The 25,898-nt window shown below is 63.5% G+C and carries 21 protein-coding genes; 13 read left to right on the forward strand and 8 right to left on the reverse strand.

The genetic code is table 11. From position 1 onward, the window contains the following. Window positions 1–399 precede the first annotated feature (399 nt). The 3 genes from katG (at window position 400) to AK81_RS26010 (ending at window position 5,641) form a co-directional block, all read left to right on the forward strand. Complete coding sequence (gene katG, locus AK81_RS26000) at window positions 400–2,655, forward strand: catalase/peroxidase HPI (RefSeq protein WP_043203919.1); 2,256 nt, start codon at window positions 400–402, stop codon at window positions 2,653–2,655. A 259-nt stretch (window positions 2,656–2,914) separates the two neighbouring features. Beyond that, window positions 2,915–4,126, forward strand: a complete 1,212-nt coding sequence (locus AK81_RS26005) for a M24 family metallopeptidase (protein WP_043203920.1) — start codon at window positions 2,915–2,917, stop codon at window positions 4,124–4,126. A gap of 180 nt (window positions 4,127–4,306) precedes the next feature. Continuing rightward, the gene (locus AK81_RS26010) at window positions 4,307–5,641 is read left to right on the forward strand and encodes an MFS transporter (RefSeq protein WP_043203921.1); all 1,335 of its coding nucleotides are present in this window, start codon (window positions 4,307–4,309) and stop codon (window positions 5,639–5,641) included. Window positions 5,642–5,770: 129 nt separating this feature from the next. Here AK81_RS26010 and AK81_RS26015 read toward each other — a convergent pair whose 3' ends face one another. After that, window positions 5,771–6,778, reverse strand: coding sequence for a GlxA family transcriptional regulator (locus AK81_RS26015; protein WP_043203922.1), 1,008 nt, complete (start codon window positions 6,776–6,778; stop codon window positions 5,771–5,773). A gap of 181 nt (window positions 6,779–6,959) precedes the next feature. Between AK81_RS26015 and pssA the strand changes: the two genes are divergently transcribed. Beyond that, window positions 6,960–8,288: a CDP-diacylglycerol--serine O-phosphatidyltransferase gene (gene pssA / locus AK81_RS26020; protein WP_081042156.1), complete on the forward strand. Its 1,329-nt coding sequence runs from the start codon at window positions 6,960–6,962 to the stop codon at window positions 8,286–8,288. 130 nt (window positions 8,289–8,418) lie between these two features. Here pssA and AK81_RS26025 read toward each other — a convergent pair whose 3' ends face one another. Further along, on the reverse strand, window positions 8,419–9,384 hold the full coding sequence (locus AK81_RS26025) for a DMT family transporter (protein WP_043203924.1): 966 nt from the start codon (window positions 9,382–9,384) through the stop codon (window positions 8,419–8,421). 101 nt (window positions 9,385–9,485) lie between these two features. On the opposite strand from AK81_RS26025, the gene AK81_RS26030 reads away from it, so the two are divergent. Both AK81_RS26030 and AK81_RS26035 read left to right on the forward strand, forming a co-directional pair. Beyond that, complete coding sequence (locus AK81_RS26030) at window positions 9,486–10,388, forward strand: LysR substrate-binding domain-containing protein (RefSeq protein WP_043203925.1); 903 nt, start codon at window positions 9,486–9,488, stop codon at window positions 10,386–10,388. 191 nt (window positions 10,389–10,579) lie between these two features. Continuing rightward, complete coding sequence (locus AK81_RS26035; protein WP_043203927.1) at window positions 10,580–11,725, forward strand: GGDEF domain-containing protein; 1,146 nt, start codon at window positions 10,580–10,582, stop codon at window positions 11,723–11,725. A 157-nt stretch (window positions 11,726–11,882) separates the two neighbouring features. Here the strand turns inward: AK81_RS26035 and ppnN are convergent, their stop codons facing one another. Together ppnN and AK81_RS26045 are read right to left on the reverse strand one after the other, a co-directional pair. After that, window positions 11,883–13,256: a nucleotide 5'-monophosphate nucleosidase PpnN gene (gene ppnN, locus AK81_RS26040; RefSeq protein ID WP_043203929.1), complete on the reverse strand. Its 1,374-nt coding sequence runs from the start codon at window positions 13,254–13,256 to the stop codon at window positions 11,883–11,885. Window positions 13,257–13,449: 193 nt separating this feature from the next. Further along, window positions 13,450–14,511, reverse strand: coding sequence for a YeiH family protein (locus AK81_RS26045; protein WP_043203932.1), 1,062 nt, complete (start codon window positions 14,509–14,511; stop codon window positions 13,450–13,452). Window positions 14,512–14,623: 112 nt separating this feature from the next. On the opposite strand from AK81_RS26045, the gene AK81_RS26050 reads away from it, so the two are divergent. Then, complete coding sequence (locus tag AK81_RS26050; protein ID WP_043203933.1) at window positions 14,624–15,511, forward strand: LysR family transcriptional regulator; 888 nt, start codon at window positions 14,624–14,626, stop codon at window positions 15,509–15,511. A gap of 108 nt (window positions 15,512–15,619) precedes the next feature. Here the strand turns inward: AK81_RS26050 and pncB are convergent, their stop codons facing one another. Continuing rightward, window positions 15,620–16,819: a nicotinate phosphoribosyltransferase gene (pncB, locus tag AK81_RS26055; protein ID WP_043203934.1), complete on the reverse strand. Its 1,200-nt coding sequence runs from the start codon at window positions 16,817–16,819 to the stop codon at window positions 15,620–15,622. Continuing rightward, complete coding sequence (locus AK81_RS26060) at window positions 16,816–17,466, reverse strand: isochorismatase family protein (RefSeq protein ID WP_043203936.1); 651 nt, start codon at window positions 17,464–17,466, stop codon at window positions 16,816–16,818. Before AK81_RS26060 ends, pncB begins: the two co-directional genes overlap by 4 nt. 138 nt (window positions 17,467–17,604) lie before the next feature. Between AK81_RS26060 and AK81_RS26065 the strand changes: the two genes are divergently transcribed. Next, on the forward strand, window positions 17,605–18,309 hold the full coding sequence (locus tag AK81_RS26065) for an NUDIX domain-containing protein (RefSeq protein WP_043203938.1): 705 nt from the start codon (window positions 17,605–17,607) through the stop codon (window positions 18,307–18,309). Between the two features lie 149 nt (window positions 18,310–18,458). Here AK81_RS26065 and AK81_RS26070 read toward each other — a convergent pair whose 3' ends face one another. Together AK81_RS26070 and AK81_RS26075 are read right to left on the reverse strand one after the other, a co-directional pair. Beyond that, complete coding sequence (locus AK81_RS26070; protein WP_043203940.1) at window positions 18,459–19,388, reverse strand: DMT family transporter; 930 nt, start codon at window positions 19,386–19,388, stop codon at window positions 18,459–18,461. Window positions 19,389–19,683: 295 nt separating this feature from the next. Further along, the gene (locus tag AK81_RS26075; protein WP_016499247.1) at window positions 19,684–20,277 is read right to left on the reverse strand and encodes a helix-turn-helix domain-containing protein; all 594 of its coding nucleotides are present in this window, start codon (window positions 20,275–20,277) and stop codon (window positions 19,684–19,686) included. A gap of 347 nt (window positions 20,278–20,624) precedes the next feature. On the opposite strand from AK81_RS26075, the gene glnT reads away from it, so the two are divergent. The 5 genes from glnT to AK81_RS26100 form a co-directional block, all read left to right on the forward strand. Further along, window positions 20,625–21,959: a type III glutamate--ammonia ligase gene (gene glnT / locus AK81_RS26080; protein ID WP_043203942.1), complete on the forward strand. Its 1,335-nt coding sequence runs from the start codon at window positions 20,625–20,627 to the stop codon at window positions 21,957–21,959. A 66-nt stretch (window positions 21,960–22,025) separates the two neighbouring features. Further along, window positions 22,026–22,931 carry a class II glutamine amidotransferase gene (locus AK81_RS26085; protein WP_043203943.1) on the forward strand — a complete coding sequence of 302 codons (906 nt, stop codon included), beginning with the start codon at window positions 22,026–22,028 and terminating at the stop codon, window positions 22,929–22,931. Between the two features lie 27 nt (window positions 22,932–22,958). Continuing rightward, window positions 22,959–23,633, forward strand: coding sequence for a protein glxC (locus AK81_RS26090; RefSeq protein WP_043203945.1), 675 nt, complete (start codon window positions 22,959–22,961; stop codon window positions 23,631–23,633). Between the two features lie 15 nt (window positions 23,634–23,648). Then, a complete protein-coding gene (locus AK81_RS26095; RefSeq protein WP_016715698.1) occupies window positions 23,649–24,974 on the forward strand; it encodes an FMN-binding glutamate synthase family protein in 1,326 nt (441 codons plus the stop codon). Window positions 24,975–25,169: 195 nt separating this feature from the next. Further along, on the forward strand, window positions 25,170–25,898 hold a 729-nt coding region (locus tag AK81_RS26100; RefSeq protein ID WP_043203953.1), incomplete at its 3' end, for an ammonia channel protein.

A 25,898-nucleotide genomic window follows, 5' to 3' on the forward strand; every position in this document is an offset into this window, starting at 1 on the left:
CCGGCCTCTTCGCGGCGGTTCGACGCCTCGATGAACCCGCTCCCACAGGGTCACCACAGGCCCTGAAGACTGTGCAGTACTTGTGGGAGCGGGTTCATCGAGGCGTCGAACCGCCGCGAAGAGGCCGGTACAGGAAAACCTGACAGAGCCAGCCTATCACCCCCCAACAGCCACTCTATTAGAACTCTGCCCAAGCTCGGCTAGTCTTTCCCGTGGCCCCGCGAATTCCGCGAGCGGGCGGCGTGTCAGCACCTGGGTGCAAGACCGCGCCAAGCCGCCGTGACAGCTTCGCAAGCCCCGTGTACACCTGATGAGGGGTAGCACGAGCCCACACGCTCGGCTGAAAGAACACCTGGCATAGACCGGAAATCTGGATAACCGACCCAAAGGTACCCGCAGATGTCGAACGAATCGAAATGCCCGTTCCATCAAACCGCAGGTGGCGGCACCACCAACCGTGACTGGTGGCCTGACCAGCTCAACCTTCGAATTCTTCACCAGCATTCTTCGAAGTCCAGCCCCGACCCGGACTTCGATTATGCCAAGGCGTTCAAGAGCCTCGACTTTCAGGCCCTGAAGCAAGACCTGACCGCCCTGATGACCGACTCCCAGGACTGGTGGCCCGCCGACTTCGGCCACTACGGTCCGCTGTTCATCCGCATGGCCTGGCATAGCGCGGGCACTTACCGCATCGGCGATGGCCGCGGTGGCGCAGGCTCTGGCCAGCAACGCTTCGCCCCTCTGAACAGCTGGCCGGACAACGTCAGCCTGGACAAGGCCCGGCGCCTGCTGTGGCCGATCAAGCAAAAGTACGGCAACAGGATTTCCTGGGCCGACCTGATCGTGCTCACCGGTAACGTCGCCCTTGAGTCCATGGGCTTCAAGACCTTCGGTTTCTCTGGCGGGCGTGCCGATGTGTGGGAGCCGGACGAAGATGTGTACTGGGGCTCGGAAAAGGTCTGGCTGGGCGGCGATACCCGCTACGGCAAGGAACAGGTCAAGGCCCAGCCGCCAGGCCAGGGTGACCTGGTGGCCGAGCCGGCCAAGCATGGCGAAGAACAGAGTCGTGACCTGGCGGCCGAGCGGAACCTGGAAAACCCGCTGGCCGCCGTACAGATGGGCCTGATCTACGTGAACCCGGAAGGCCCGGAAGGTAACCCCGACCCGGTGGCTTCGGGCAAGGACATCCGTGAAACCTTTGGCCGCATGGCCATGAACGATGAAGAAACCGTGGCGCTGATCGCTGGCGGCCACGCCTTCGGCAAGACCCACGGCGCCGGCCCCGCCGACAACGTCGGCCCCGAGCCGGAAGCGGCTGGCCTTGAGCTGCAGGGCCTGGGCTGGCCCAACAAGTTCGGCACTGGCAAAGGCGGTGATGCCATCACCAGCGGCCTGGAAGTGATCTGGACTTCTACCCCCACGCAGTGGAGCAACGAGTACCTCAACAACCTGTTCAACTTTGAGTGGGAACTGACCAAGAGCCCGGCGGGTGCGCACCAGTGGCGGCCGAAAGAGGGCAAAGGCGCAGGCACCGTGCCGGATGCCCACGATCCGGGCAAGAAACACGCACCGTCGATGCTCACCTCCGACCTGGCGCTGCGCTTCGACCCGATCTACGAGCCGATCGCCCGTCGCTTCAAGGACAACCCTGACCAGCTGGCAGATGCCTTCGCCCGTGCCTGGTACAAGCTGATCCACCGCGACATGGGCCCGCTGGCGCGCTACCTGGGCCCGGAAATGCCCAATGAAGAGTTGCTGTGGCAAGACCCATTGCCCAAAGCCGAGCCCTCCACGGTCACTGAGCAAGATGTTGCTGCCCTCAAAGCCAAGGTGCTGGCTTCGGGCCTGAGCGTAGGCGAACTGGTCTCCACCGCCTGGGCATCGGCGTCGACCTTCAGAGGCTCCGACAAGCGCGGTGGGGCCAATGGCGCCCGCGTGCGCCTGGCGCCGCAGAAAGACTGGGCTGCAAACCAGGGTGTGGACAAAGTGCTGGCGGCGCTGGAAAAGATCCAGGGCGAGTTCAACAACGGCGGCAAGAAGCTGTCCCTGGCCGACCTGATCGTGCTGGCCGGTACCGCAGCCGTTGAAAAAGCCGCCAAGGATGCCGGTTACACGGGCAGCGTAGGGTTCCGCCCGGGCCGCGTCGATGCGTCCCAGGCGCAAACCGATGTCGAGTCGTTCGCCGTGCTGGAGCCGCTGGCCGATGGCTTCCGCAACTTCACCAAGGCCCGCTACAGCGTCAAGGCCGAGAAACTGCTGCTGGACAAGGCCCAGTTGCTGACCCTGACGGCGCCGGAACTGACCGTGCTGATTGGCGGCCTGCGCGTGCTGGGCGCCAACCATGGTGGCAGCAAGCAGGGCGTGTTCACCGACAAACCCGGCACCTTGAGCAACGACTTCTTCCGCAACCTGCTGGACATGGGGGTGGAATGGAAGCCGACCTCGGCGGACAACGAAGCCTTCGAAGGCCGCGACCGCAAGACCGGTCAGGTGAAGTGGAGCGGTAGCCGGGTCGACCTGGTGTTTGGTTCGCATGCCCAGTTGCGGGCGCTGAGCGAGGTGTATGGCAGCAGTGATGGGGGTGACAAGTTTGTGCGGGACTTTGTCGCTGCCTGGGAGAAAGTCATGGAGCTGGATCGTTTTGATTTGAAATAGCATTGCCTGGCTGGGGGCGCTTCGCGCCCCTTTCGCGACACAAGGCCGCTCCCACAGGTTCACGGCGCATTTGGAAGCGGTGGTGTACTTGTGGGAGCGGCCTTGTGTCGCGAATGGGCTGCAAAGCAGCCCCATCAATACTGGCAATCCCGCCAATTCCAGGTCGGATAGATACAAAAGCGTCCTCGTCGGTTCTGTTGCAATGCTTCTCAGGCGGCCTGCCTGAACAGCGTGCTCACAACGACAAGGAACCCCGACCATGCAAATGCCCAAGACCCTGAAAATCCGCAATGGCGACAAGGTGCAGCCGACCTTTTCGGCGCAGGAATATGCGGCCCGCCACGCCCGGCTACGGGCCTACATGGCCGAGCAGGACATCGAAGCGGCGATCTTCACGTCGTACCACAATGTCAACTACTACAGCGACTTCCTCTACTGCTCGTTCGGCCGCCCCTATGCCCTGGTGATCACCCAGGACAAGGTCGTCTCGATCAGCGCCAATATCGATGGCGGGCAGCCCTGGCGGCGTACGGTGGGCACTGACAACATCGTCTACACCGACTGGCAACGCGACAACTACTTCGTTGCCATCCAGCAGGCGCTGCCGCTGGCCTCGCGCATCGGCGTCGAACACGACCACCTCAACCTGCAGAACCACGCCAAACTGGCCGCCTGCTACCCCAAAGCCGAGCTGCTGGACATTGGCGCGCCGTGCATGCGCATGCGCATGATCAAGTCGGCCGAGGAACAGGCGCTGATCCGCCACGGTGCGCAGGTGGCCGACATTGGCGGTGCGGCGGTGGTGGAGGCGTTGCGCGAGCAGGTGCCGGAGTATGAGGTGGCGCTGCATGCCACCCAGGCGATGGTCCGTGAAATTGCCAGGCGCTTCCCCGATGCGGAACTGATGGACACCTGGACCTGGTTCCAGTCCGGGCTCAACACCGATGGCGCGCACAACCCGGTCACCAGCCGCCGCGTCGGCAAGGGTGAAATCCTTAGCCTCAACTGCTTCCCGATGATCGCTGGCTACTACACCGCGCTGGAGCGCACACTGTTCCTCGACCACTGCCCGGATGACTACCTGCGCCTGTGGCAGGCCAACGTCGAGGTGCACGAGGCTGGGTTGAAACTGGTACGCCCGGGCATGCGTTGCAGCGACATCGCCCGTGAACTGAACGAAATCTTCCTGCGCCACGACCTGCTGCAGTACCGCACCTTCGGTTATGGCCATTCATTCGGCACCTTGAGCCATTACTACGGCCGCGAAGCGGGGCTGGAGCTGCGCGAAGACATCGACACGGTGCTGGAGCCTGGCATGGTGGTGTCGATCGAACCGATGATCATGCTGCCCGAAGGGCGACCGGGGGCGGGCGGGTACCGCGAGCATGACATCCTGATCGTCAATGACAACGGCGCCGAAAACATCACCAGGTTCCCGTACGGACCAGAGCACAACATCATTCGCAAATAAGCATCGGCGCCGCCTGCTTCGCGGGCAAGCCCGCTCCCACAGGGATATCACCACCCTCCAGGGCTGTGCCGTACCTGTGGCAGCGGGCTTGCCCGCGAAGAGGGCGGCCCAGACAACAATAAAATCACTGTATGACCACCAGACCCTGCCTCCAATTAAAAGAACCAGAGGGTACCTGTCATGTCCAGCACCACACTTGACCCGTCCGCCGTCGCCGGTCCCATACACAACGCTGAACGCCAAGCCCTGCGCAAGGCCGCCCGGGCCAGTTTCATGGGCAACTTTGTCGAGTGGTTCGACTACGCCGCCTACGGCTACCTGGCCACCATCATCGCCGCCACCTTTTTCCCGCAGACCGACAAGACCACCGGCCTGCTGGCAACCTTCGCCGTGTTTGCCCTGTCGTTCCTGGTGCGCCCGCTAGGCGGGATCGTCTGGGGTCACTTTGGCGACCGCCATGGCCGGCGCAACGCATTGTCGTGGTCGATCCTGATCATGTCGGTATCTACCTTCTGCATCGGCCTGTTGCCCGGTTATGCGCAAATTGGTTTATGGGCGCCGGCGCTGCTGTTGCTGATCCGCCTGGTGCAGGGTTTTTCTGCCTCGGGCGAGTACGCCGGTGCTGCGGCGTTTCTGGCCGAATACGCGCCGCCCGGCCGGCGCGGCCTGTACACCAGCATCGTGCCTGCCAGCACGGCGGCGGGGTTGCTGTTCGGTGCGGCGTTCGTGGCGGTGCTGCACGAACTGCTCAGCAGCGAAGCCCTGCATGAATGGGGCTGGCGCCTGCCGTTCCTGCTGGCGGCGCCGTTCGGTCTGGTGGGGCGTTATATCCGCATGAGCCTGCAGGACACGCCCAAGTTTCTGGAGATGGAGCAGCGCCTGGAACACAAGGCCGGCATGGCCCCGACGCCGCTGCGCGAGCTGCTGGGTAAGCACCGCCGCAGCCTGGCCATCGGCATTGGCGTTACCTGCCTGAACGCGGTGGCGTTCTACCTGCTGCTCAGCTATATGCCGACCTACCTGTCCAGTGAGATGGGCATGAGTGAGCGGGATTCATTCATTGCTTCGACAGTATCGCTGGCCACCTACATCGGCTTGATCTTCCTGATGGGGCGGCTGTCCGACCGGTTTGGCCGCAAGACCATGCTGGTGGTGGCTTCGCTGTTGTTCCTGGGGCTGACCGTGCCGTTGTTCCGCCTGCTTGACGGGCAACCGCTGCTGGTCATCCTGGCGATCCAGATTTGCTTCGGGGCGATACTGGCAATGAACGACGGGACCTTGCCGTGCCTGCTGGCCGAGATTTTCCCGACCCGGGTGCGCTTCAGTGGGTTTGCCCTGAGCTTCAATGTGGCCAACGCGCTATTTGGCGGCACTGCGCCGTTCATTGCCACCTGGCTGATCCAGGTGACTGGCAGCAAGCTGGCGCCGGCGGGGTATTTGCTGGCGGCAGCACTGGTGGCACTGGTGGCCATGCTGATGTGCCGGGAGACCGCACACTCCGCCCTGGAGGATTAACTTAACTGTACCGGCCTCTTCGCGGGCACGCCCGCTCCCACAGGAATACCTCAGATTCGAATACTGTGGAGTACCTGTGGGAGCGGGCATGCCCGCGAAGAGGCCCGTAAAGCCTGTACAAACCTTGAATCAATGCAGCGAGGCCTGACGCCGTTCCCCCAACGGCGATAAACCGAAGAACCGGCTGTAACTCTTGGAAAAATGCGCCGGCGAACTGAACCCGCAAGCCAACGCCACCTCGCGCACCTGCACATCGCTGCGCAGCAGCAACTCCCGCGCCCGCGACAGCCGCAGCTCCAGGTAGTACTGGCTGGGCGTGCGCTGCAGGTACTTGTGGAACAGCCGCTCCAGTTGGCGCACGGTCACCTCGTTGAGGCTGGCCAGTTCTTCCAGCCCCAGTGGCTCTTCCAGGTTGGCTTCCATGATCGCTACCACCTGGCTCAGCTTGGGCTGGGCGCTGCCAAGCAGGGTGCGCAGCGGTACCCGCTGGCGATCGCGCTCGCCCCGTACCCGGTCGCACAGCAACAGCTCGGCCGCCTTGGCCGCGATGTCCTGGCCACCGGGTTCGCGGGCCACCAGTTGCAGCATCATGTCCATGGCTGCCACACCGCCCGAGCAGGTATAGCGGTCGCGGTCCAGCTCGAACAGCTGGCTGGAAATGACAATGCCGGGGAAGTGCGCCTGCAAGGTTGGCAGGTCTTCCCAGTGGATGGTGCAGCGGTAGCCTTTGAGCAGTTCGGCCTTGGCCAGCAGGTAGCTACCGGTGCAGATACCGCCCAATGGCAGGTGCTGGCGGGCCAGCTTGCGCAACCAGTCGATCAGCGGGCGGCTGCTGCGGCCACGGTCGATCGGGTTGGCGCCGACCACCAGCAGCGTGTCCAGCTCGGGGGCGTTGGCGATGCTGTAGTCGGGCAGCACGCGCATGCCGTTGCTGGCGACCACTGGCGCATCGTCCGCAGCAATCAGCACGCTGCGATACAGTGGCTTGCGCGCGGCCAGGTTGGCCATGCGCAGGGTTTCCACCGCCGACGCCAGGCCGATGGTGGTGAAATTGGGCAAAATCAGAAAGCCGAAGGTCTTTACGGAACAACTCTTTACAATAGACGGCGACAGGTTTGTAGAAGCGGGGTGGACCATTGCGCTGTTCCTGTGCAAGCTGAGGCATAGTTCGTCAGGGGCAGTGAGAAAAAACAGCCTCGCGTGGTTCTTGTTGTTATAGGTCGTTGCCGGGTCGATCTTACACCCCCGGCGCAGCGGCCAGGAATGGCCCCGCCGGCTGGCAGGGCCGACAGTGATTGCACAGAGAAGGTGATCGTTCGTGAACCCCGAATCCATGCTGGCGGCATTGCCAGGCTACGCCATATCGCCCGAGTCGATCCAGGTGCTGCCCGATGCCAAGGCCTACTGCGCCTGCCTGCTCGAACGCATCCGTGCCGCAACCCGGCGCATCGTCATCGTCGCGCTGTACCTGCAGGAAGACGAGGCCGGCCAGGAAGTGCTGGATGCCTTGTACCAGGCCAAGGCCGAGCGGCCAGGCCTGGAAATCACCATCGTGGTCGACTGGTTCCGTGCCCGCCGTGGCCTGTTGGGGGGCGGGCGCCAGCCGGGTAACGCCGCCTGGTACCAGGCCCAGCGCCAACTGCGTGGGCTGGATATCGTCATTCACGGGGTGCCGGTGCAGACCCGCGAGCTGTTCGGCGTGCTGCACCTGAAGGGCAGCATCATCGACGATTGCGTAATTTACACCGGCGCCAGCCTGAACAACGTCTACCTGCACCGCTTCGACCGCTATCGCCTGGACCGCTACCACTTGTTCCAGTCGCCGGGGCTGGCCGACGCCATGGTCGACCTGGTGAAGCGCTTGCTGCACCACACCGCCACACCACGCCTCGACTTGCCTGCACCACCTGCCACCCGCAGCCTGCGCGGCGACATACGGCGCTTGCGCGCACGGTTGCGGCGCATGGCCTACGAAGCACCGGCCAGCGTGGCAGGGCAGGGGCTGCGGGTGATTCCGCTGTTGGGCGTGGGCCGTGGCAACCCGTTGAACCGGGCAATGTGCGCGCTGTTGGCGGCGGCGCGCACGCAACTCATCATCAGTACGCCGTATTTCAACCCACCGCGGGTGGTGATGCGCGAACTTGACCATGCACTGGAGCGGGGTGTGCACGTTGAGCTGATCGTCGGTGACCGCACGGCCAACGACTTTTATATCGCCCCGGGTGAGCCGTTCAGTGCCAGTGGCGCCTTGCCTTATCTGTACGAAGACAACCTGCGTGCCTTCGCCCGACGCCGCCATGCCGCGATTGCCAGCGGCCAGTTGCAGGTGCGGATCTGGAACGATCCCGGGCATACCTTCCATGCCAAGGGCGTGTGGGTGGACCAGCGCTATTCGCTGCTGACCGGCAACAACCTGAACCCGCGCGGGTTCAACCTTGACCTGGAAAACGGCCTGCTGATCGATGACCCGCAAGGGCAATGGGTGGTGCCACGGGAAGCGGAGCTGAACGAGCTGCGCCGGCATGCGCCGAAGATTGGCTCGGCCGAGGCGCTGGGGGTGAAGGCCGAACACCCCAAGGAAGTACGCAAGCTGCTGCGGCGGTTGCGTTTTAGCCGGTTGGAGCCGTTGATCAAGCGGGTGCTCTGATGATGTGCCGGGTGCGCTTTTTGTAGGAGCGGCCTTGTGTCGCGATGGGCTGCGCAGCAGCCCCAGAGATTTGCGTCACCACCCAAATTGTTGGGGCTGCTGCGCAGCCCATCGCGACACAAGGCCGCTCCTACAGGGACCGCGCCGGTCCGGTCGCGGTGGCTACCTCGGCTTTCTTCTTGCTTTGCGGCTTTAGCCGCGACACGGCAAACAGCACCACTGCCAGCCCGACGACCTGGTACAGCGAAATCTCTTCACTCAAAAGTGCCCATGACGCCAACACCGTCAGCACCGGCCCCAGGTTGCCCACCGCTGCCGTGTGGGTAGGCCCCAGCCGCTGGATCGCCAGCGCCACCCAGTAGATCGGCAACACCGTGGAAAACACCGCCATCAACCCGGCATTGGCCCACACCGCGCCCGGCAACTGCCACAGCTGGCCGACCGGTGCCACCAGCAGGTAATGCGCCAACACCATCAGCGAGGACGCGGTGCCGCACAGCCCGGCCAGGCGCATCGAACCCATGCGCTTGAGCATCATCCCGGTGCCGGAGTAATACAGCGCGTAGGTCACCGCACTGGCGAACACCCACAGCGAACCCAGCACCACCTGCTGGCCAACCCCGGCGACACTGACGTCGTGGACAAAGGCGATGCCCAGCCCCAGGTAGCACAGGCCCATGGCCGACAAGGTGCGCAGGCTTGGCCGTTCACGCAGGGCGATGGCCTGGAACACCAGCACCAGCGTCGGGTAGGTGAACAGGATCAGCCGCTCGAGCCCGGCGCTGATGTACTGCAAACCATAAAAGTCGAACAGGCTGGCCAGGTAATAACCCAGCAGCCCAAGCAATGCCACGCGCAAACCGTCGCCCAGTTTGAGAGGGGCGCTGCCTTGGCTACGGCTGGCCCATACCAGCCAGGCGAACAACGGCAGCGCCAGCCCCATGCGCATCGCCAGCAGGCTGATGGCGTCCACCGGCCCGGCCGCGTAGGCGAGCTTGACGAAAATGGCCTTGAAGCTGAAGCCCAGCGCGGCCAGCACGGCGTACAAGGCGCCGCTCTGCATCTGGCGTTGGATCAGGCTGCGTAATGCGTTCATGGGTTACCCGAGGCAGAAGAATGACAGGGCTTATTCTGAACAGAAGGCGGCTAAGCTAGAATCGCTTTTAATCGAACAGGGTGTTCGCTTTTGGAGAAGGCATGCCATTCGACCTGACTGACCTGCGCCTGCTGCTGGCCATCGCTGCCACAGGCAGCCTGAGCAAGGCGGCTGCGACTTTTCCGGTGGCCGTATCGGCCGCCAGTAATCGCCTGCGCCTGCTGGAAGAGCGCTGCGGGCTGGCGCTGTTCATCCGCAATGCCGGTGGCATGCAGCTAACGCCATCCGGGCGTTTGGTGCTCGAGGGCGCGCGAACCGTCCTCGCTGAGGCGCAAAAGCTGCAGGGCACTTTGAAAGAGCTGTCTGGTGAGCACCGCATCACCTTGCGCCTGGCGGCTTCCACCGTGACCAACAGCACATTGCTGCCCGCCGTGCTGGGGCCGTTCCTGGCGGACTACCCGGAAGTCGACCTGCAACTGGTCGAGCACAAGAGCGTGGATGTGCTGCGGGTAGTGGTGGCCAACGAGTGCGAGATTGGTGTGTATGACGGCATCCTCAACAGTGAGGGCGTGGTATCGCTACCGTTTCGCACCGAGCGCCTGGTGATGCTGGTGCCCGCCGGTCATCCGCTGGCCGGGCGCGAGCAGCTACGGCTGGTCGACGCCCTGGGCTTTGCGTTCATCTGCCTGCCGGGTGAGCGGCCGATGCAGCGCTTTGTCGAGGAAATGGCGATGAAGCTGGCCATGCCCCTCAAGGTACGGGTGCGTGCACCGAGTTTCGAGGCGATCGCCCAGTTGGTGGCACAGCGCGCCGGGGTAGCGATGTTGCCGGAAACAGCGGCCCTGCGTGCCGAGCAGGAACTGCCGGTGCGCAGAGTGGCCTTGGCCGAAAGCTGGGCCACCCTGGAGCTTCGCCTGTGCTTCCGTGACTGGGAGCAACTGAGCTCGCACGGGCGGCAGCTGGTGAGTTTTCTCTCCGGGCTTGAGACGAGCGAGACACCGTGATTTCGGTAGTGAATACGGCGCCTTGATATCAAAATGATATTGCCTGCCTGCGTCCATAGACAGGGGCTGGGCTATCATTTGCAGTCAACCGTGCAAGGCCCCTCTGAAAAGTCATCACGAGCGCATACAATCGGGCCTTTTCCTCGTTAACCAGATAGGCCAATGCGTATATGGCGCTAGATCCACCCACGATGCTGACCATCTCGGTCGCCCTGGCAGCGGCGGCTGCCCTGTACCTGGCGATTGAGTGGCGCAGTGTCCGCGAAACCTCACTGCTGTTCTGGAGTGCCGGTTTTGCCACTATTACTGTCGGTTGTGTCCTGGCCTTGTTGCGCGGGAGCGGGTTGTTGTTCATCGGCATCTGGTTCGCCAACGGTTTGCTGGTGGTAGCCCACTGGTTTTTCCTGATGGGCGTACTGCGCTTTACCCAGGACCGCTTGTCGCGGGCCTGGCTGATGATTGTAGTTGTCTGGTTCGCCTTGCTGCTGTTGCCCGTAGGGCCGCAGTGGTCGAAGGTGATGCTGATGGTCAACTCGTTGCTGGTGGCGGCGTTGACGCTGAAGGCCAGCTTCCTGTTGCGGCCCCACGGCAAATCGTTGAGTGTCGGGGCCGTGCAGCTGCGTTATGTACTGCTGATTCACGGGCTGTTCTATGTGGCCAAGGCGGTGATTGCGATCACGCCGGGTACGTTGATTGACCTGGCCACCTTTGGTGGGATGATCATTCAGATTTCCCTGGTCGAGGGGGCGATGGCGATCATGCTGATTGCCTTGTCGATGACCGGCACCGTGCGCTATCGGCGCGAGGAGCGGATTGCCCGGCTGGCAGCCCGCGATCCGTTGACCGCGCTGTACAACCGGCGTGCGCTGGAAGTTCGAGCCGGGCATTTTTTCAAGGATGTCAGCCCGGCGCAGCCCGGGGCGTTGCTGCTGATCGACATCGACAACTTCAAGCTGGTCAACGACCTGCATGGGCATATTGCCGGGGACCGGTTGCTGATTGCCCTGAGCGAGATGATTCGTACAGTGCTGCCCGAGCGCGCGCTGGCCGCGCGGTTGGGCGGCGATGAGTTCATCATCTTGCTGAGCGGGGCGAGTAGCGAGCGGGTCATGGAGCTGGGTGGGTTGTTGCGTGAGCAATTTCAGCAGTATGCCAGCAAGACCGTGCCTACGCCGCACGCGGTTACCTTGAGCATCGGCGTCAACCTGTTCGAGCAGCCGCCGGCGAGCCTGGCGGCGTTGATCGAGCAGGGGGATGTGGCGTTGTACCAGTCCAAACGCAGTGGGCGCGATAGCATTCGGTTTGTTGAGCGGCCGATGGCTGACCTCAACCAATAGACTAATGGGGCTGCTGCGCAGCCCATCGCCGGCAAGCCAGCTCCCACAGGGACCGCGCAATACTGGAGGTCTGCGCAGTACTTGTGGGAGCTGGCTTGCCGGCGATGGGCCGCGAAGCGGCCCTAATAGCCTGAGATTACTGTTTGGACAGCCGGTGTCAGGTCACCACCTGGTAGCACGGCACATACGCTGCGCCGCCGGGCAGTTTCATGCGGTGCTGGTCGACGAAGGCCTGTAGCAGCCGGCCCAGTGGGTCCAGCACAGCGCTGTCGCCGTGGATCTGATACGGCCCGTGCTCCTCGATCAGGCGGATACCTTTGTCCTTGACGTTGCCGGCTACGATGCCGGAAAACGCCCGGCGCAGGTTGGCAGCCAGTTCATGGGGCGGCAGCTCGCGACGCAGGTCCAGCTCGGCCATGGCCTGGTGGGTCGGGTCGAACGGGCGCTGGAAGCTCTCTTCGATCTTCAGCAGCCAGTTGAAGTGGAAGGCGTCGTTGCGCTCGCGGCGGAACTGCTTGACCTCCTTGAGCCCTTCGACCATGTGCCGGGCAACTTCGGCCGGGTCATCAATGATGATTTCGTACAAGCGGTGCGCCGCCTCGCCCAGGGTGGCGCCGACGAAGGCATGCAACTGTTGCAGGTAAGGCTCGGCGCTGCGCGGGCCGGTGAGCACCACCGGGAACGGCACGTCGTGGTTGTCCGGGTGCATGAGGATGCCCAGCAGGTACAGGAACTCCTCGGCCGTGCCGGCACCGCCCGGGAAGATGATGATGCCGTGACCGACACGCACGAAGGCTTCCAGGCGCTTCTCGATGTCCGGCAGGATCACCAGCTCGTTGACGATCGGGTTGGGCGCCTCGGCGGCGATGATGCCCGGTTCGGTCAGGCCCAGGTAGCGGCTGCCATGCATGCGCTGCTTGGCGTGGGCGATGGTGGCGCCCTTCATCGGGCCTTTCATCACGCCAGGGCCGCAACCGGTGCACACGTCCAGCTTGCGCAGGCCCAGTTCGTGGCCGACCTTCTTGGTGTACTGGTATTCCTCGGTGCTGATCGAGTGGCCGCCCCAGCACACCACCATCTTCGGCTCCACACCCGGGCGCAGGGTGCGCGCGTTGCGCAGCAGGTGGAACACGTAATCGGTGATGCCCTGGGAGCTTTCCAGGTCGATACGCTGGCTGGCCAGCTCGCTCTCGGTGTAGACGATGTCGCGCAGGGCGCTGAACAGCATTTCACGGGTGCTGGCGATCATTTCGCCATCGACGAAGGCGTCGGCCGGGGCATTCAGCAGCTCCAGGCGCACGCCGCGGTCCTGTTGGTGAATTTTAACCTCGAAGTCCTTGTAGGCCTCGAGGATGGTCTTGGCATTGTCGACATGGGCGCCGGTGTTGAGGATGGCCAGGGCGCACTGGCGGAACAGGGTGTAAAGGCTACCGGTACCGACTTCACTCAGTTGCTGCACTTCACGTTGTGACAGCGTTTCCAGGCTGCCTTTGGGGCTGACGGATGCATTGATGACATTGCGTTGAGGCATCTAAGTCTTTCCTGTGCGGGTAAAACATCCTTCTTTGACAACACCATACCGAGAAATGTGGACGGCAACGAGGGGGGTGGAGAAAAACCTTGAGACCGGGTTGGCTTCTTCGCGGGCTTGCCCGCCCCCACAGGTACAGCGCAGGCCCCTGGGGGAGCGGGCAAGCCCGCGAAGCAGCCAACCCGGTCCCGATTTATCCCAACAGCTTCTGCACGCCGAGGGTAATTGCCAAACCACCGCCTACCAGCCACAGGTTCAGAATCGCCCCGGTCGCCAGCGCCTTTGGCCCGGCTTGGCGAATCTGGCTGAAGCGGGTTTCCATCCCCAGCGCAGTCATGGCCATGGTCAGGGCGAAGGTGTCCAGGCTATTCACTGCCTGAGTCACGCCAGCAGGCAGTACCTGCAGCGAATTCACCAGCACCAGGGCAAGGAAGCCGAAGGCGAACCAAGGCATCGCAATGCGCCCATTGCCCTGCGCCTGGCCGGCCTTGCGCGAGCGGCTGATCCACAGGCCTACCACCAGCAGTACCGGCACCAGCAGCATCACCCGGGTCATCTTGACGATGGTGGCGATATGAGTGGCTTCAGGGCTGACGTTACTTGCCGCGCCCACCACCTGGGCGACTTCGTGGAGGGTGCCGCCCAGGAACAGCCCGGCGCCCAGGGTGTCCAGGTGCAGCCAGCCGGCGTTGATGGCCAGCGGGTAGAGGAACATCGACAAGGTGCCGAACAGCACCACACTGCCGACGGCCATGGCGCTCTTGTGCGGGGCACTGCGCAGTGCCGACTCGAAGGCCAGTACGGCGGCGGCGCCACAGATGGCGCTGCCAGCGGCGGTCAACAAGGCGGTATCGCGGTCCAGCTTGAACAACTTCATGCCGCACCACAGGCCGATCAGCAGGGTGCTGGACACCACCAGCAGCGACACGAGCAGCCCCGACCAGCCGACTTCGGCGATTTCCTGCAGGCTGACGCGCAGGCCAAAGAAGGCCACGGCAATGCGCAGCAGGCCGCGGGCCGAAAAGTTGATGCCGGCAGCCCAGCTGGCCGGTACACCATCACGCAAGGCATTGCCGTATAACGCGCCGGCGACGATGCCGACAATCAGCGGGCTGATGCCCAGGTTGGCGATGGCGGGCAAGGCAGCCAGCTGAGTGACCGCAAGCGCAAAAAGCGCGACGAACAGGATGCCGTTGAGCCGCCCTTTGGTAGAGAGGGTAGGCGTATAAGCGGGGTGGGACGGAACCGTGGCCATGTGAGTCCTCCGGAAAAGGTGTTTCGACAAGGCCTACGTTAATCTGGTTATAAGCTTATAAAAAATCGTAATTTGGAATGGCAAATATCCGTTTAGCTGATACTTTTAAGTCATGACCCCAGAACAACTGATAACGTTTGCCACTGTCGCCGAGCACGGCAACATCAGCCATGCGGCCCAGGCGCTGCACCTGTCGCAGCCGGCGGTGTCCGGCCAGCTCAAGCTGCTGCAAGAGGCTTTTGGTGAGCCGCTGTATCAGCGAGCCGGCCGTGGTGTGCGGTTGACGGCGGCCGGCGAGCAGTTGCTGGCCCATGCCGAGCGCCTGCGCGAAACCTTCCGCCAGGCCCAGGCATTGCGCGAGGCCATGCGTGGCCTGGAGCGCGGTACCTTGCGTATCGGTGCAAGCACCACACCCGCCAGCTACCTGCTGCCTTACCTGATCGCCGACTTCCATGCCCGCCACCCGGACGTGCTGGTGACGACATCGCACGGCAACACGGCGGAAATCGTCGCTGCGCTGGACAGTGTCGACATCGCCCTGATCGAAGGGCCGCCTGGGCAGGAGCTGCCCTTGGGCACGGAAGTGACGGCCTGGCGGGAGGACGAGATCGTTGCCATCGTGCCCAGTGCTCATCCGCTGGCTGGCAGCGACCAGCAGGCCTTGGCGTCGCTGGGTGGCTACCCGTTGGTGCTGCGCGAGAGTGGCTCGGGGGTGCGGCAGATCGTCGAGCGGGCGTTTGCCCGTGATGGTGTGGCGATGCGCGTGGCACTGGAGATTGCCGGGGTGGAAGGGGTGAAGGAGGCGGTGCGTGCGGGGATGGGGGTTGGCTTTGTGTCGGCAATGTCCATCCGCCATGAGGATGGGGCGCTGCACAGGTTGCAGGTTGCGCCGCAGCCTTTGGTCAGGCGGTTTTCCATACTGATGCCACATGCGGCCACGCCATCACGGGCGGCGGCGCGGTTTCTTGAGTTGTGTGTTGGCATGCAGCAGGTCGGTTGATTATTCGGGCCTATTCGCGGGTAAACCCGCTCCCACAGAGACCGCGCTGTCTTCAAGACCTGCGCTGTACCTGCGGGGTTACCCGCAAAAAGGCCGGTGCAGGCACCCTCAATTCAACTGAAAGACATGCTTCAGATAGGCAACAAAATTCTCGTCCCTGCACTGCGTCTTGCCCGGGCTGTCAGAAATCTTCGCCACTGGCGCCCCATTGCAGCCGGTCATCTTGATAACCATGTTCATCGGCTCGACCCCCGGGATATCGCACGTCAGCTTGGTACCAATGCCAAAGCTCACATTGATCCGTTCATGCAACGCCCGGTACAGCCCCAGCGCCTTGGCAAAATCCAGGCCGTCGGAAAAGATCAGGGTCTTGCTCTTCGGGTCGATCCCCAGCTGCTCATAGTGTGCAATGGCTTTTTCCGCCCACACCAGCGGATCGCCCGAGTCGTGCCGCAAGCCATCGAACAGCTTGGCGAAGTACAGGTCGAAATCGCCAATGAAGGCATCCATGGTGATGCAGTCGGTCAACGCAATACCCAACAGCCCGCGGTACTCCCGCACCCAGCATTCCAGCGCGGCGGCCTGGCTGTCGACCAGGCGTGGGCCGAGTTGCTGGTGAGCCATGAACCATTCGTGGGCCATGGTGCCGAGTGGCTTGAGCTCGAACTCGCGGGCCAGGTGCACATTGCTGGTGCCGACGAAGCGCCCGGGAAAATCGTGCTTGAGGATATGCACCACCTCTTCCTGCACCCGGTAGGAGAAGCGCCGCCGGGTGCCGAAGTCCGCCAGCTGGAAGCCGGCCAGCTCATCGGCGCTGGCCTCGGCCTTGAGCCAGTCCAGTTTCTGGTACAGGCGTTCGCCAACTTGCTCGATCACCACTTCGCGATAGCGGTAGCGGTTACGTACTTCGCTGATGATCGCCAGTAGCGGGATCTCATAGAGGATCACGTGCAACCACGGCCCACGCACGCGGATTGCCAGTTGCCCGGCGCCATCCAGGCCCACCTGGACATAGCGCAGGTTGAAGCGAAACAGGCTGAGGAAGCGAATGAAGTCCGGCTTGAGGAAGGGGATTTTTTCCAGATAGGCCAGTTGGTCGTGGGTGACGGTAACCTCGGCCAGTTGCTCCACCTGATAGCGGATCTCGGCCAGGTAGGGGGAAAGGTCTTCGCCATTGCGGCAGCGAAACTCCCATTCCACCTCGGCGTTGGGGTAGTTGTGCAGCACCGCCTGCATCATGGTGATCTTGTAGAAGTCGGTGTCCAGCAGGTTCTGGATGATGCGTGGGCCAAAAACACTGTCGCTCATGGGCGGTCTTCCTTGATCAGGGCAAGCTGGTGGTCAAGCGCGGCCTCGTCGCCGCAGAGGATCACGCCCTCGGCGGCCAACGCACCACATGCCTCGATGGCCCCGGCCTGGGTAAGCGCGCGGCAGGCCGGCAGGTACAGCAGCACCTGAAAGCCGGCCTGGCGCAATTGGCGGGCGGTGGTCTTGACGCAGTAGTCCAGGGCCAGGCCGCCGACGATCACCGCGCTTACCTGCTGCACCTTGAGGTATTCGATCACTCCGGTGGAGCGGCGCTCGGCCAGGTCGTGGTAGCAGGCGCCGTAGGGGTGCAGGTCAGGTTCGACGCCTTTCCACACGAAGTAGTCGTAGTCGATGGGAGCGGGCAGACCGGGCAGCAGCGCGAAGCCCGGTGTGCCGGGGACGCAGTGGCTGACCCAGGTCAGGTCGGCGTTGGCCAGTTGCAGGGGTTGCAGCATGTGCGCAGGGTCGGCGACCACCCAGGCGGCGTTGGCCGGGTGCGCGTCCTTGCTGCCCAGGCGCAGGTCGGCGCGCAAGGCCATGGCGTTCAGGTCAGCCGCAATTTCGTCGCCTTCGGGCACGGGCAGCTCCAGCGGGGCGTTGGCAGTGAAGCCGTTTTGCGCGTCGACATCGAAACTGGCGATCTTCATGGCAGTTCTCCTTGCTGGAATGGCTATATAATTCACCTGGTGTATTAAGTGTGTCAAGTGGCAAACGATATGGGGTTGGTGGTTGCCTTACTTAGATGCTCTGGTGGATTATTGTGCTACTGAACAAGGAGCTGCACGGTGAGTACAGTCGAAGTCCTGGCCAGTGTCGACATTGTCGCCCTGCGCCTGGCCCCTGATGCCCAGCATCTGCAAGTGTTGTTGCACCGTCGTGAGCGCGAGCCGCATGCCGGCCAATGGGCCTTGCCCGGGGTCATCGTAAATGGGCGTACCCCCGACACCAGCCTGGAAGATGCCGCCAGCCGGGCCCTGCACGAGAAGGCCCGGGTGCAACCGTGCTACATGGAGCAGGTGGGTACCGAGGGCAATGCATTCCGCGACCCACGAGGGTGGTCGTTGAGCACCTATTACCTGGCGTTGCTCGACCCCGCGCAGGCTGTCGAAGGCGAGCAACTGGCATTTTTCGATCTGGACAGTGTGTTGGGGCGCAAGGTGCTGTTGCCCTTCGACCACAACCTGCTGGTGGAGCGGGCCCGCGAACGGCTGGCGGCAAAGACGGTTTACAGCAGCCTGCCGCTTTACCTACTGGCGCAGAAGTTTACTGTGCAGGATGCGCTCGGGGCGGTGCAGGCCTGCCTGGGACAGGGGGTGAACGGTACCTCTGTGCGCAAACGCCTGGAGCGTTTACGCGAGCTGGGTTGGGTAAGGGATACCGGCGAGAAGCACCAGCCAAAGCTGGGCAGGCCGCAGCAGTTGTATCAGTACACGCCGCGGGGGCAGCAAGCGTTCATGTTTGATCGAAGCCTGTTGCCGGAAGGCGCCTGATTGACTGGCGTCATTACCTGAATTGTACGAAACCTGTGGGGCGGGCATGTCGAACAGCCGCGAACACCGGCGAAGCCGGTGCCATCCATCGCGTTGTCTGCTTCGCGGGCGTGCCCGCTCCCACAAGTATCGCGCTGCTAGTGCGTTGATCAATGCGCACAGCGGCTGATATCGCCTTGCTCCGCAGGTGCCTTGCGCGCCGCCGCCAGCAGGGTCGCCAGCACGATAAGCGCTGCACCCGCGGCCATGCGCAGGCTCGGCTGGTCACCAAACAGCCACCACGCGCCAATGATCGCGTACACCGGCTCCAGCGCGATGATCATGCCGGCCGTGCGCGCTTCCAGCCCTTCCAGGCTCTTGACGAACAAAAACTGCGACAGCCCGGTGCAGAACACGCCCAGCAGCGCCAGGTTGACCCAGTCACTGCCCGCCAGGCTGGTGCTGCCCAGGTGGGTGAAGGCAAATGGCGCCACCAGCGCAGCCACTACCACGTTCTGCCAGAACGCCACCTGCATGGCGTTCATGCTCGATGCATTGCGGCGGTTGGCCACGGTCAGCAGGGCGAATGCCAGGCCTGAGCCCAGGCCCCACAGCAGGCCGATGGTGCCTTTGTCGAGCAGGTCGAAGGTCGGCACCACCAGTACCAGGCCTGCTGTGACCATCAGCAGCAGCAACCCTTGTACGGCACCGATACGCTGGCCGAACACACCGCGCTCGATCATGGCAATGAACGCCGGGAAGCTGGCGAAGCCCAGGGTGGCCACCGCCACGCCGCCGACTTTGACGGCAATGAAGAAGGTCACCCAGTGGGTTGCCAGCAGGGCGCCGGTCAGGCCCAGCACCGGCAGGTTGCGCAGGGTGAGCGCATCGAGCAGGCGGGTGCCCTTGAGCCCGGCGACGAAGCCCAGGGCAATGAAGGCGAAGGTGGCGCGGCCGAAGGTGATGATGCTGGCGTCGGCGTCGATCAAGTGACCGAGGATGCCGGTCAGGCCGAACAGCACAGCGGCGATATGGGCAACGCACAGGGCGTTACGGTGGCCGGTGGCAGCACCGGCTACGGGGATTGAAGTCGCGATCATGGCAGTCAAGTCTTCACAATGTGGCGCGCGCAAACACTCCCGGCTGGCGCGGCGCGGGTCTTTAATACTGGGAGTTTTATCGTTATGAGCCCGGACGAATTGCCCGGTGCAAAAAGGCGCCACAGCGTTGGAATTGTGAAGCGAGGCTGTTTTACTCGCGGCTACCACGTCGGCCAGCCCACGGCGCGGGGCTGGTCGATGTGTGTATTATTTTTGTATACAGGGTTTTGCAGCCGATTGCGGGCGACGTGTGCTTGTCTGATCGCGACATCGGTTGTTGCCTTGCGGCGCCGCTTCACTCGTCGCCGTAGTTCATGATCGACAGCAGGCGTATGGGCACTTGCACCAGTTGCTCCGGGCCATGTGGGGTTTCGCCGTCGAAGGTCAGGCTGTCGCCGGCGTGCATGTGGTAGAGCCGGTTGCCATGGCGGTACACCAGCTCACCCTCCAGCAAGTGGAGGAACTCGGTGCCAGGGTGGGCGAAGGTGGGGAACTCTTCGCTGGCGTCGTCCATGCTCACCATATAGGCCTCGAAGTTCTTCTTCGGCCCCCTGGCGTGATTGAGCAAGTGGTAGGTGTGGCCCTTCTCGGTGCCGCGGCGTACCACTTCCAGCCCTTCGCCGGCCTTCACCAGCAGGGCATTGCCGTCGGGCTGGTCGTATTGGCTGAACAGCTTGGCCATCGGCATGCCCAGTACGTCGCACAGGCGGCTGAGGGTGTCGAGACTGGTAGACACCTGGGCGTTCTCGATCTTGCTCAGCATGCCCTGGCTGATGCCGGCGATGCGTGCCACATCGGCGAGCTTGAGGGACTGGGCCTGGCGCTGGCGCTTGATCTGCAGGCCAAGGTACTGCTCCAGGCGAAGGCGCGGTTCGGTTTCGGTCGACATCGAATGTCCTGCACAGTTTCAGTTCAAGAATAAAGTTTTCGCACTGGGAAAGTGCGAAAGGCAGCTGCGCTGGCCGCTTCTTTCCTCAGGTGAAAACAAGTTTCCCATAAATAGAATAGAAAAACCTGCCTGGGTTTTGTGTTGTTTGTACGGGCCTCTTCGCGGGCAAGCCCGGTCCCACAAGGCTTTGCGTCGAATCCTGTGGCAGCGGGCCTGCCCGCGAAGAGGCCATATCAGGCAGCACAGCACCATTACCCTGAACAAACTTGGCAAGCGCATTGCATTCCTGAGAGGAAAGTAAGTTTCCTTTGCGGAATCATTGCCCCTTGCCCAGGAGTGTTCAACCCATGTTGCCAGCAGAAACCCAGCGCACCCTCGACCAACACGGCATCAAGTACGTGCTGGCGCAGTTCGTCGATATCCATGGTTCGGCGAAGACCAAATCGGTGCCGGTATCGGGCCTGAAGATGGTAGCCGAGGAGGGCGCCGGCTTTGCCGGGTTCGCCATCTGCGGCATGGGCATGGAACCGCACGGCCCGGACTTCATGGCCCGTGGCGACCTGTCCACACTGGTCCCCGTGCCGTGGCAGCCAGGCTATGGCCGGGTGGTGTGCGTGGGCCATGTCAACGGCCAGCCTTGGCCCTACGACACCCGCTTCGTGTTGCAGCAGCAGGTGCAGCGCCTGGCCGACAAGGGCTGGACCCTGAACACCGGCCTTGAGCCCGAGTTCAGCCTGTTTCGCCGCGACGAAGGCGGCAAGCTGCAACTGGTGGACGCCTCCGACAACCTCGACAAGCCATGCTACGACTACAAGGGCCTGTCGCGCTCGCGGCTGTTCCTCGAGCGCCTGACCGAGGCGCTGCAGCCGGTGGGCTTCGACATCTACCAGATCGACCACGAAGACGCCAACGGCCAGTTCGAGATCAACTACACCTACAGCGACGCCATGGAGTCGGCCGACCGTTTCACCTTCTTCCGCATGGCCGCCGGCGAGATCGCCAACGACCTGGGCATGATCTGCTCGTTCATGCCCAAGCCCGACCCCAAGCGCGCCGGCAATGGCATGCACTTTCACCTGTCGCTGGCCAGCAGCACCAACAAGAACCTGTTCCACGACCCGGCCGACAGCAGCGGCATGGGCCTGTCGAAGCTGGCCTACCACTTTGCCGCAGGGCTGATGGCCCACGGCCCGGCGCTGTGTGCCTTTGCGGCGCCGACGGTCAACTCCTACAAGCGTCTGGTGGTGGGCCGGTCGTTGTCGGGCTCCACCTGGGCGCCGGCCTTCGTCGCCTGGGGGGCCAACAACCGTTCGGCGATGGTGCGCATTCCTTATGGTCGCCTGGAGTTTCGCCTGCCGGACGCCGGCTGCAACCCGTACCTGGTCACCGCCGCGATCATTGCCGCCGGCCTGGATGGCATCGACCGCCAGCTGGACCCGGGCGAGATGTGCAATGAAAACCTCTACACCCTCAGCCTTGAAGAAATTGCCGCACGCGGCATCAAGACCCTGCCGCAGTCGCTGAAGGAAGCCGCCGACGCGCTCGAAGCCGACCCGTTGTTCCGCGAGGTGCTGGGCGCCGAGATCGTCGACGAGTTCATCAAGCTCAAGCGCATGGAGTGGGTGGAGTACTGCCGCCACGTCTCCGACTGGGAAATCCAGCGTTACACCGAGTTCTTCTGACCGCCCCCAATCCCTTGGGCGGCCAACACGAAAGCGCTCGCCCACTGCCTAGTAAGGAGCATCACCATGTGTGGAATCGTAGGTCTGTACCTGAAAAAGCCCGAGCTGGAAGCCCAGCTTGGCAAGCTCTTCGAACCCATGCTCGAAGCCATGACCGACCGTGGTCCGGACAGCGCCGGTTTTGCCATCTACGGCGACGAAGTGGCCGATGGCTGGGTCAAGCTGACCCTGCAAGCGGCTGACACAAATTACCCCTGGACCTCCCTGATGGGCCAGCTGGAAGGGCACCTGGGCTGCTCGCTGGACTGGTTCCAGAACGCCAGCGCCGCGGTGCTCAAGGTGCATACCAGCGAGGTGGCGGCCCGCCAGGCCCTGCGCGAGCTGGCACCGGACGTGCGCATCATGAGCGCCGGGCAGAGCATCGAAATCCTCAAGGGCATGGGCTTGCCGGCAGAAATCTCCAGCCGCTTCGGGCTGGCCGGCATGAAGGGCAGCCACATCATCGGCCACACCCGCATGGCCACCGAGAGCGCCGTGACCATGGAAGGCAGCCACCCGTTCTCCACTGGCGCCGACCTGTGCCTGGTGCACAACGGCTCGCTGTCCAATCACTTTCGCCTGCGCCAGGAACTGAAGCGCGAAGGCATCAGTTTCGAAACCGAAAACGACACCGAAGTGGCCGCCGGCTACCTGACCTGGCGCCTGCAGCAGGGTGACAGCCTGGCCCAGGCCCTGGATGGCGCACTGGAAGACCTGGACGGCTTCTTCACCTTTGCCATCGGCACCCGCAACGGCTTTGCCGTGATCCGCGACCCGATTGCCTGCAAGCCGGCGGTGCTGGCCGAGACCGAAGACTACGTGGCCATGGCCTCGGAATACCAGGCACTGGCCGGCCTGCCAGGCATCGAGCACGCCAAGGTCTGGGAACCGGCCCCGGCCACGCTGTACGTCTGGGAGCGCGAAAGCGCCTGACCTGCCACCGAACCCCTGGAGAACCTTATGAAGACCATCGACCTTTCCAACACTTCGGTGCGTGTGCTCAACCAGTCCCTGCACGGCGATGTGCAGGACCTTGAATGGCAAGTGACCCACCCTGGCGGCAAGCACAACCTGGCCGTGGGCATCAACGCCGCCGTGGCGGTGGATATCGAAGGCCATGCCGGCTACTACTGCGCCGGCATGAACCAGCAGGCCAGTGTCACTGTGCACGGCAACGTCGGTGTGGGTGTGGCCGAGAACATGATGTCTGGCTCGGTGCGGGTCAAGGGCAGTGCCTCCCAGGCCGCTGGCGCCACTGCCCATGGCGGGCTGCTGGTGATCGAGGGTGACGCCGGTGCCCGTTGCGGCATTTCCATGAAAGGCGTGGACATCGTGGTCGGCGGCAGCATCGGCCACATGAGCTGCTTCATGGGCCAGGCCGGGCGCCTGGTGGTGTGTGGCGATGCCGGCGATGCGCTGGGCGATTCGCTGTATGAGGTGCGCATCTACGTCAAGGGCTCGGTGCAGTCGCTGGGCTCGGACTGCATCGAGAAGGACATGCGCGCCGAACACCTGCAAGAGCTGCAGGAACTGCTGAACAAGGCTGGCCTGGACCACAAGGCCGCCGATTTCAAACGCTACGGCTCGGCCCGCCAGCTGTACAACTTCAAAGTCGACAACGCCAGCGCGTACTGATCCAGGAGCATTCCCATGAGCGAGCAATTCCCCCCGGTACTGCGTGAGTCGGCCACCTTCGATCGCCTGACCATCCAGGAAATCCAGCGAGCCGCCGAAACCGGCATCTACGACATTCGCGGTGGTGGCACCAAGCGCCGTGTGCCGCACTTCGACGACCTGCTGCTGCTGGGCGCCAGCGTGTCGCGCTACCCCCTGGAAGGCTACCGCGAGAAGTGCGGCACCGACGTAGTGCTGGGCAACCGTTTTGCGAAAAAGCCGATCCACCTGAAAATCCCGGTGACCATCGCCGGCATGAGCTTCGGCGCGCTGTCGGCCAATGCCAAGGAAGCCCTGGGCCGTGGCGCGACTATCGCCGGCACCAGCACCACCACCGGCGACGGCGGCATGACCCCGGAGGAGCGCGGCCAGTCGCAGCACCTGGTGTATCAGTACCTGCCATCGCGCTACGGCATGAACCCCGACGACCTGCGCAAGGCCGATGCCATCGAGATCGTCCTCGGCCAGGGCGCCAAACCGGGCGGTGGCGGCATGCTGCTGGGCATGAAGGTGACCGAGCGGGTGGCCGGCATGCGCACCTTGCCGATCGGCGTCGACCAGCGCAGTGCCTGCCGCCACCCGGACTGGACCGGCCCTGATGACCTGGCGATCAAGATTGCCGAGATCCGCGAGATCACCGACTGGGAAAAACCCATCTACGTGAAGATCGGCGCCAGCCGCCCGTACTACGACGTCAAGCTGGCGGTGAAGGCCGGTGCGGATGTGATCGTGCTCGACGGCATGCAGGGCGGTACCGCCGCGACTCAGGAAGTGTTCATCGAGCACGTTGGTATCCCGATTCTGCCGGCCATCCCGCAGGCGGTGCAGGCGCTTCAGGAAATGGGCATGCACCGCAAGGTGCAGCTGATTGTCTCTGGCGGTATCCGCAACGGTGCCGACGTGGCCAAGGCCATGGCCCTGGGGGCTGACGCGGTGGCCATTGGTACGGCGGCGCTGATCGCCCTGGGTGACAACCACCCGCGGCTGGACAGCGAGCTGAAGAAGATTGGCTCGGCTGCTGGCTTCTATGACGACTGGCAAAACGGCCGTGACCCGGCCGGCATCACTACCCAGGACCCGGAGCTGGCCAAGCGCCTGAACCCGGAAGAGGCGGGGCGGCGGCTGGCGAACTACCTGCGGGTGCTGGTGCTGGAGGCGCAGACCATGGCGCGGGCGTGTGGCAAGTCGCACCTGCACAACCTTGACCCGGAGGACCTGGTGGCCTTGACCGTGGAAGCGGCGGCGATGGCGCGGGTGCCGTTGGCGGGGACTGCCTGGGTGCCGGGGCAGGCGCAGTACTGACTCAACCTGCTGGGGCCGCTTTGCGGCCCATTCCGACCGGTCCGGCGCCCCGGCAAGGCCGCTCCCACAAGTGACCGCAGTGCCTGAACCTGCGCGGCCCCCTGTGGGAGCGGCCTTGCCGGGGCGCCGGACCGGTCGGAATGGGCTGCAAGGCAGCCCCAAGGGCATCACCTTCATTCACACAGGAGTGACTCCATGAAGCACCTCACCCTCGCTGTAATGTTGTTAGCCCTGGCCACCCAGGCCACTGCCGCCGAAACCACCCTGGACACCGGCAACACCGCCTGGATGATCTGCGCCGCGATGTTCGTGCTGATGATGTGCATCCCGGGCCTGGCGCTGTTCTACGGCGGCATGGTGCGTGCCAAGAACTTCCTCTCCGTGTTCACCCAGCTGTTCGCCGTGGCCGGGGTTATCGGCATTCTTTGGGTACTGTTCGGTTACAGCCTGGTGGTCGATACCACCGGCATGGTCGAGGGCCAGCTCACCTTCAACAGTTTCGTCGGCGGGCTGGACAAGGCACTGATGCTGGACATCGGCCATGACAGCCTGGTCGGCACCATTCCTGAAGGCGTGTTTGCGGTGTTCCAGCTGACGTTCGCCATCATCACCCCGGCGCTGATTGCCGGCGGCTTTGCCGAGCGCATGAAGTTCAGCGCTTCGCTGCTGTTCATGGCGGCGTGGTTCGTGCTGGTGTACGCGCCAATTGCCCATATGGTGTGGGGCGGGCCGGGGGCGTTGATGGTCAACTGGGGCGTGCTGGACTTTGCCGGTGGTACCGCTGTGCATATCAACTCCGGCGTGGCTGCCCTGGCTGCGGCGTTGATGCTGGGCAAACGCAAGGGCTACCCGCAGGTGGCCATGCCGCCGCACAACCTCGGCTTTACCCTGGTGGGTGCGGGGTTGCTGTGGGTGGGCTGGTTC

Source organism: Pseudomonas putida W15Oct28 (assembly GCF_000708715.2).
GTDB classification, from domain to species: domain Bacteria; phylum Pseudomonadota; class Gammaproteobacteria; order Pseudomonadales; family Pseudomonadaceae; genus Aquipseudomonas; species Aquipseudomonas putida_R.

Coding starts and splice junctions, on each gene's coding strand:
- AK81_RS26090 (WP_043203945.1), top strand. CDS start 22,959: ATGAAGACCATCGACCTTTCCAACACTTCGGTGCGTGTGCTCAACCAG.
- AK81_RS26025 (WP_043203924.1), bottom strand. CDS start 9,384: ATGAACGCATTACGCAGCCTGATCCAACGCCAGATGCAGAGCGGCGCC.
- AK81_RS26005 (WP_043203920.1), top strand. CDS start 2,915: ATGCAAATGCCCAAGACCCTGAAAATCCGCAATGGCGACAAGGTGCAG.
- ppnN (WP_043203929.1), bottom strand. CDS start 13,256: ATGCCTCAACGCAATGTCATCAATGCATCCGTCAGCCCCAAAGGCAGC.
- AK81_RS26030 (WP_043203925.1), top strand. CDS start 9,486: ATGCCATTCGACCTGACTGACCTGCGCCTGCTGCTGGCCATCGCTGCC.
- AK81_RS26075 (WP_016499247.1), bottom strand. CDS start 20,277: ATGTCGACCGAAACCGAACCGCGCCTTCGCCTGGAGCAGTACCTTGGC.
- AK81_RS26070 (WP_043203940.1), bottom strand. CDS start 19,388: ATGATCGCGACTTCAATCCCCGTAGCCGGTGCTGCCACCGGCCACCGT.
- AK81_RS26045 (WP_043203932.1), bottom strand. CDS start 14,511: ATGGCCACGGTTCCGTCCCACCCCGCTTATACGCCTACCCTCTCTACC.
- AK81_RS26050 (WP_043203933.1), top strand. CDS start 14,624: ATGACCCCAGAACAACTGATAACGTTTGCCACTGTCGCCGAGCACGGC.
- AK81_RS26010 (WP_043203921.1), top strand. CDS start 4,307: ATGTCCAGCACCACACTTGACCCGTCCGCCGTCGCCGGTCCCATACAC.
- katG (WP_043203919.1), top strand. CDS start 400: ATGTCGAACGAATCGAAATGCCCGTTCCATCAAACCGCAGGTGGCGGC.
- AK81_RS26015 (WP_043203922.1), bottom strand. CDS start 6,778: ATGGTCCACCCCGCTTCTACAAACCTGTCGCCGTCTATTGTAAAGAGT.
- AK81_RS26035 (WP_043203927.1), top strand. CDS start 10,580: ATGCTGACCATCTCGGTCGCCCTGGCAGCGGCGGCTGCCCTGTACCTG.
- AK81_RS26060 (WP_043203936.1), bottom strand. CDS start 17,466: ATGAAGATCGCCAGTTTCGATGTCGACGCGCAAAACGGCTTCACTGCC.
- AK81_RS26085 (WP_043203943.1), top strand. CDS start 22,026: ATGTGTGGAATCGTAGGTCTGTACCTGAAAAAGCCCGAGCTGGAAGCC.
- AK81_RS26095 (WP_016715698.1), top strand. CDS start 23,649: ATGAGCGAGCAATTCCCCCCGGTACTGCGTGAGTCGGCCACCTTCGAT.
- glnT (WP_043203942.1), top strand. CDS start 20,625: ATGTTGCCAGCAGAAACCCAGCGCACCCTCGACCAACACGGCATCAAG.
- pncB (WP_043203934.1), bottom strand. CDS start 16,819: ATGAGCGACAGTGTTTTTGGCCCACGCATCATCCAGAACCTGCTGGAC.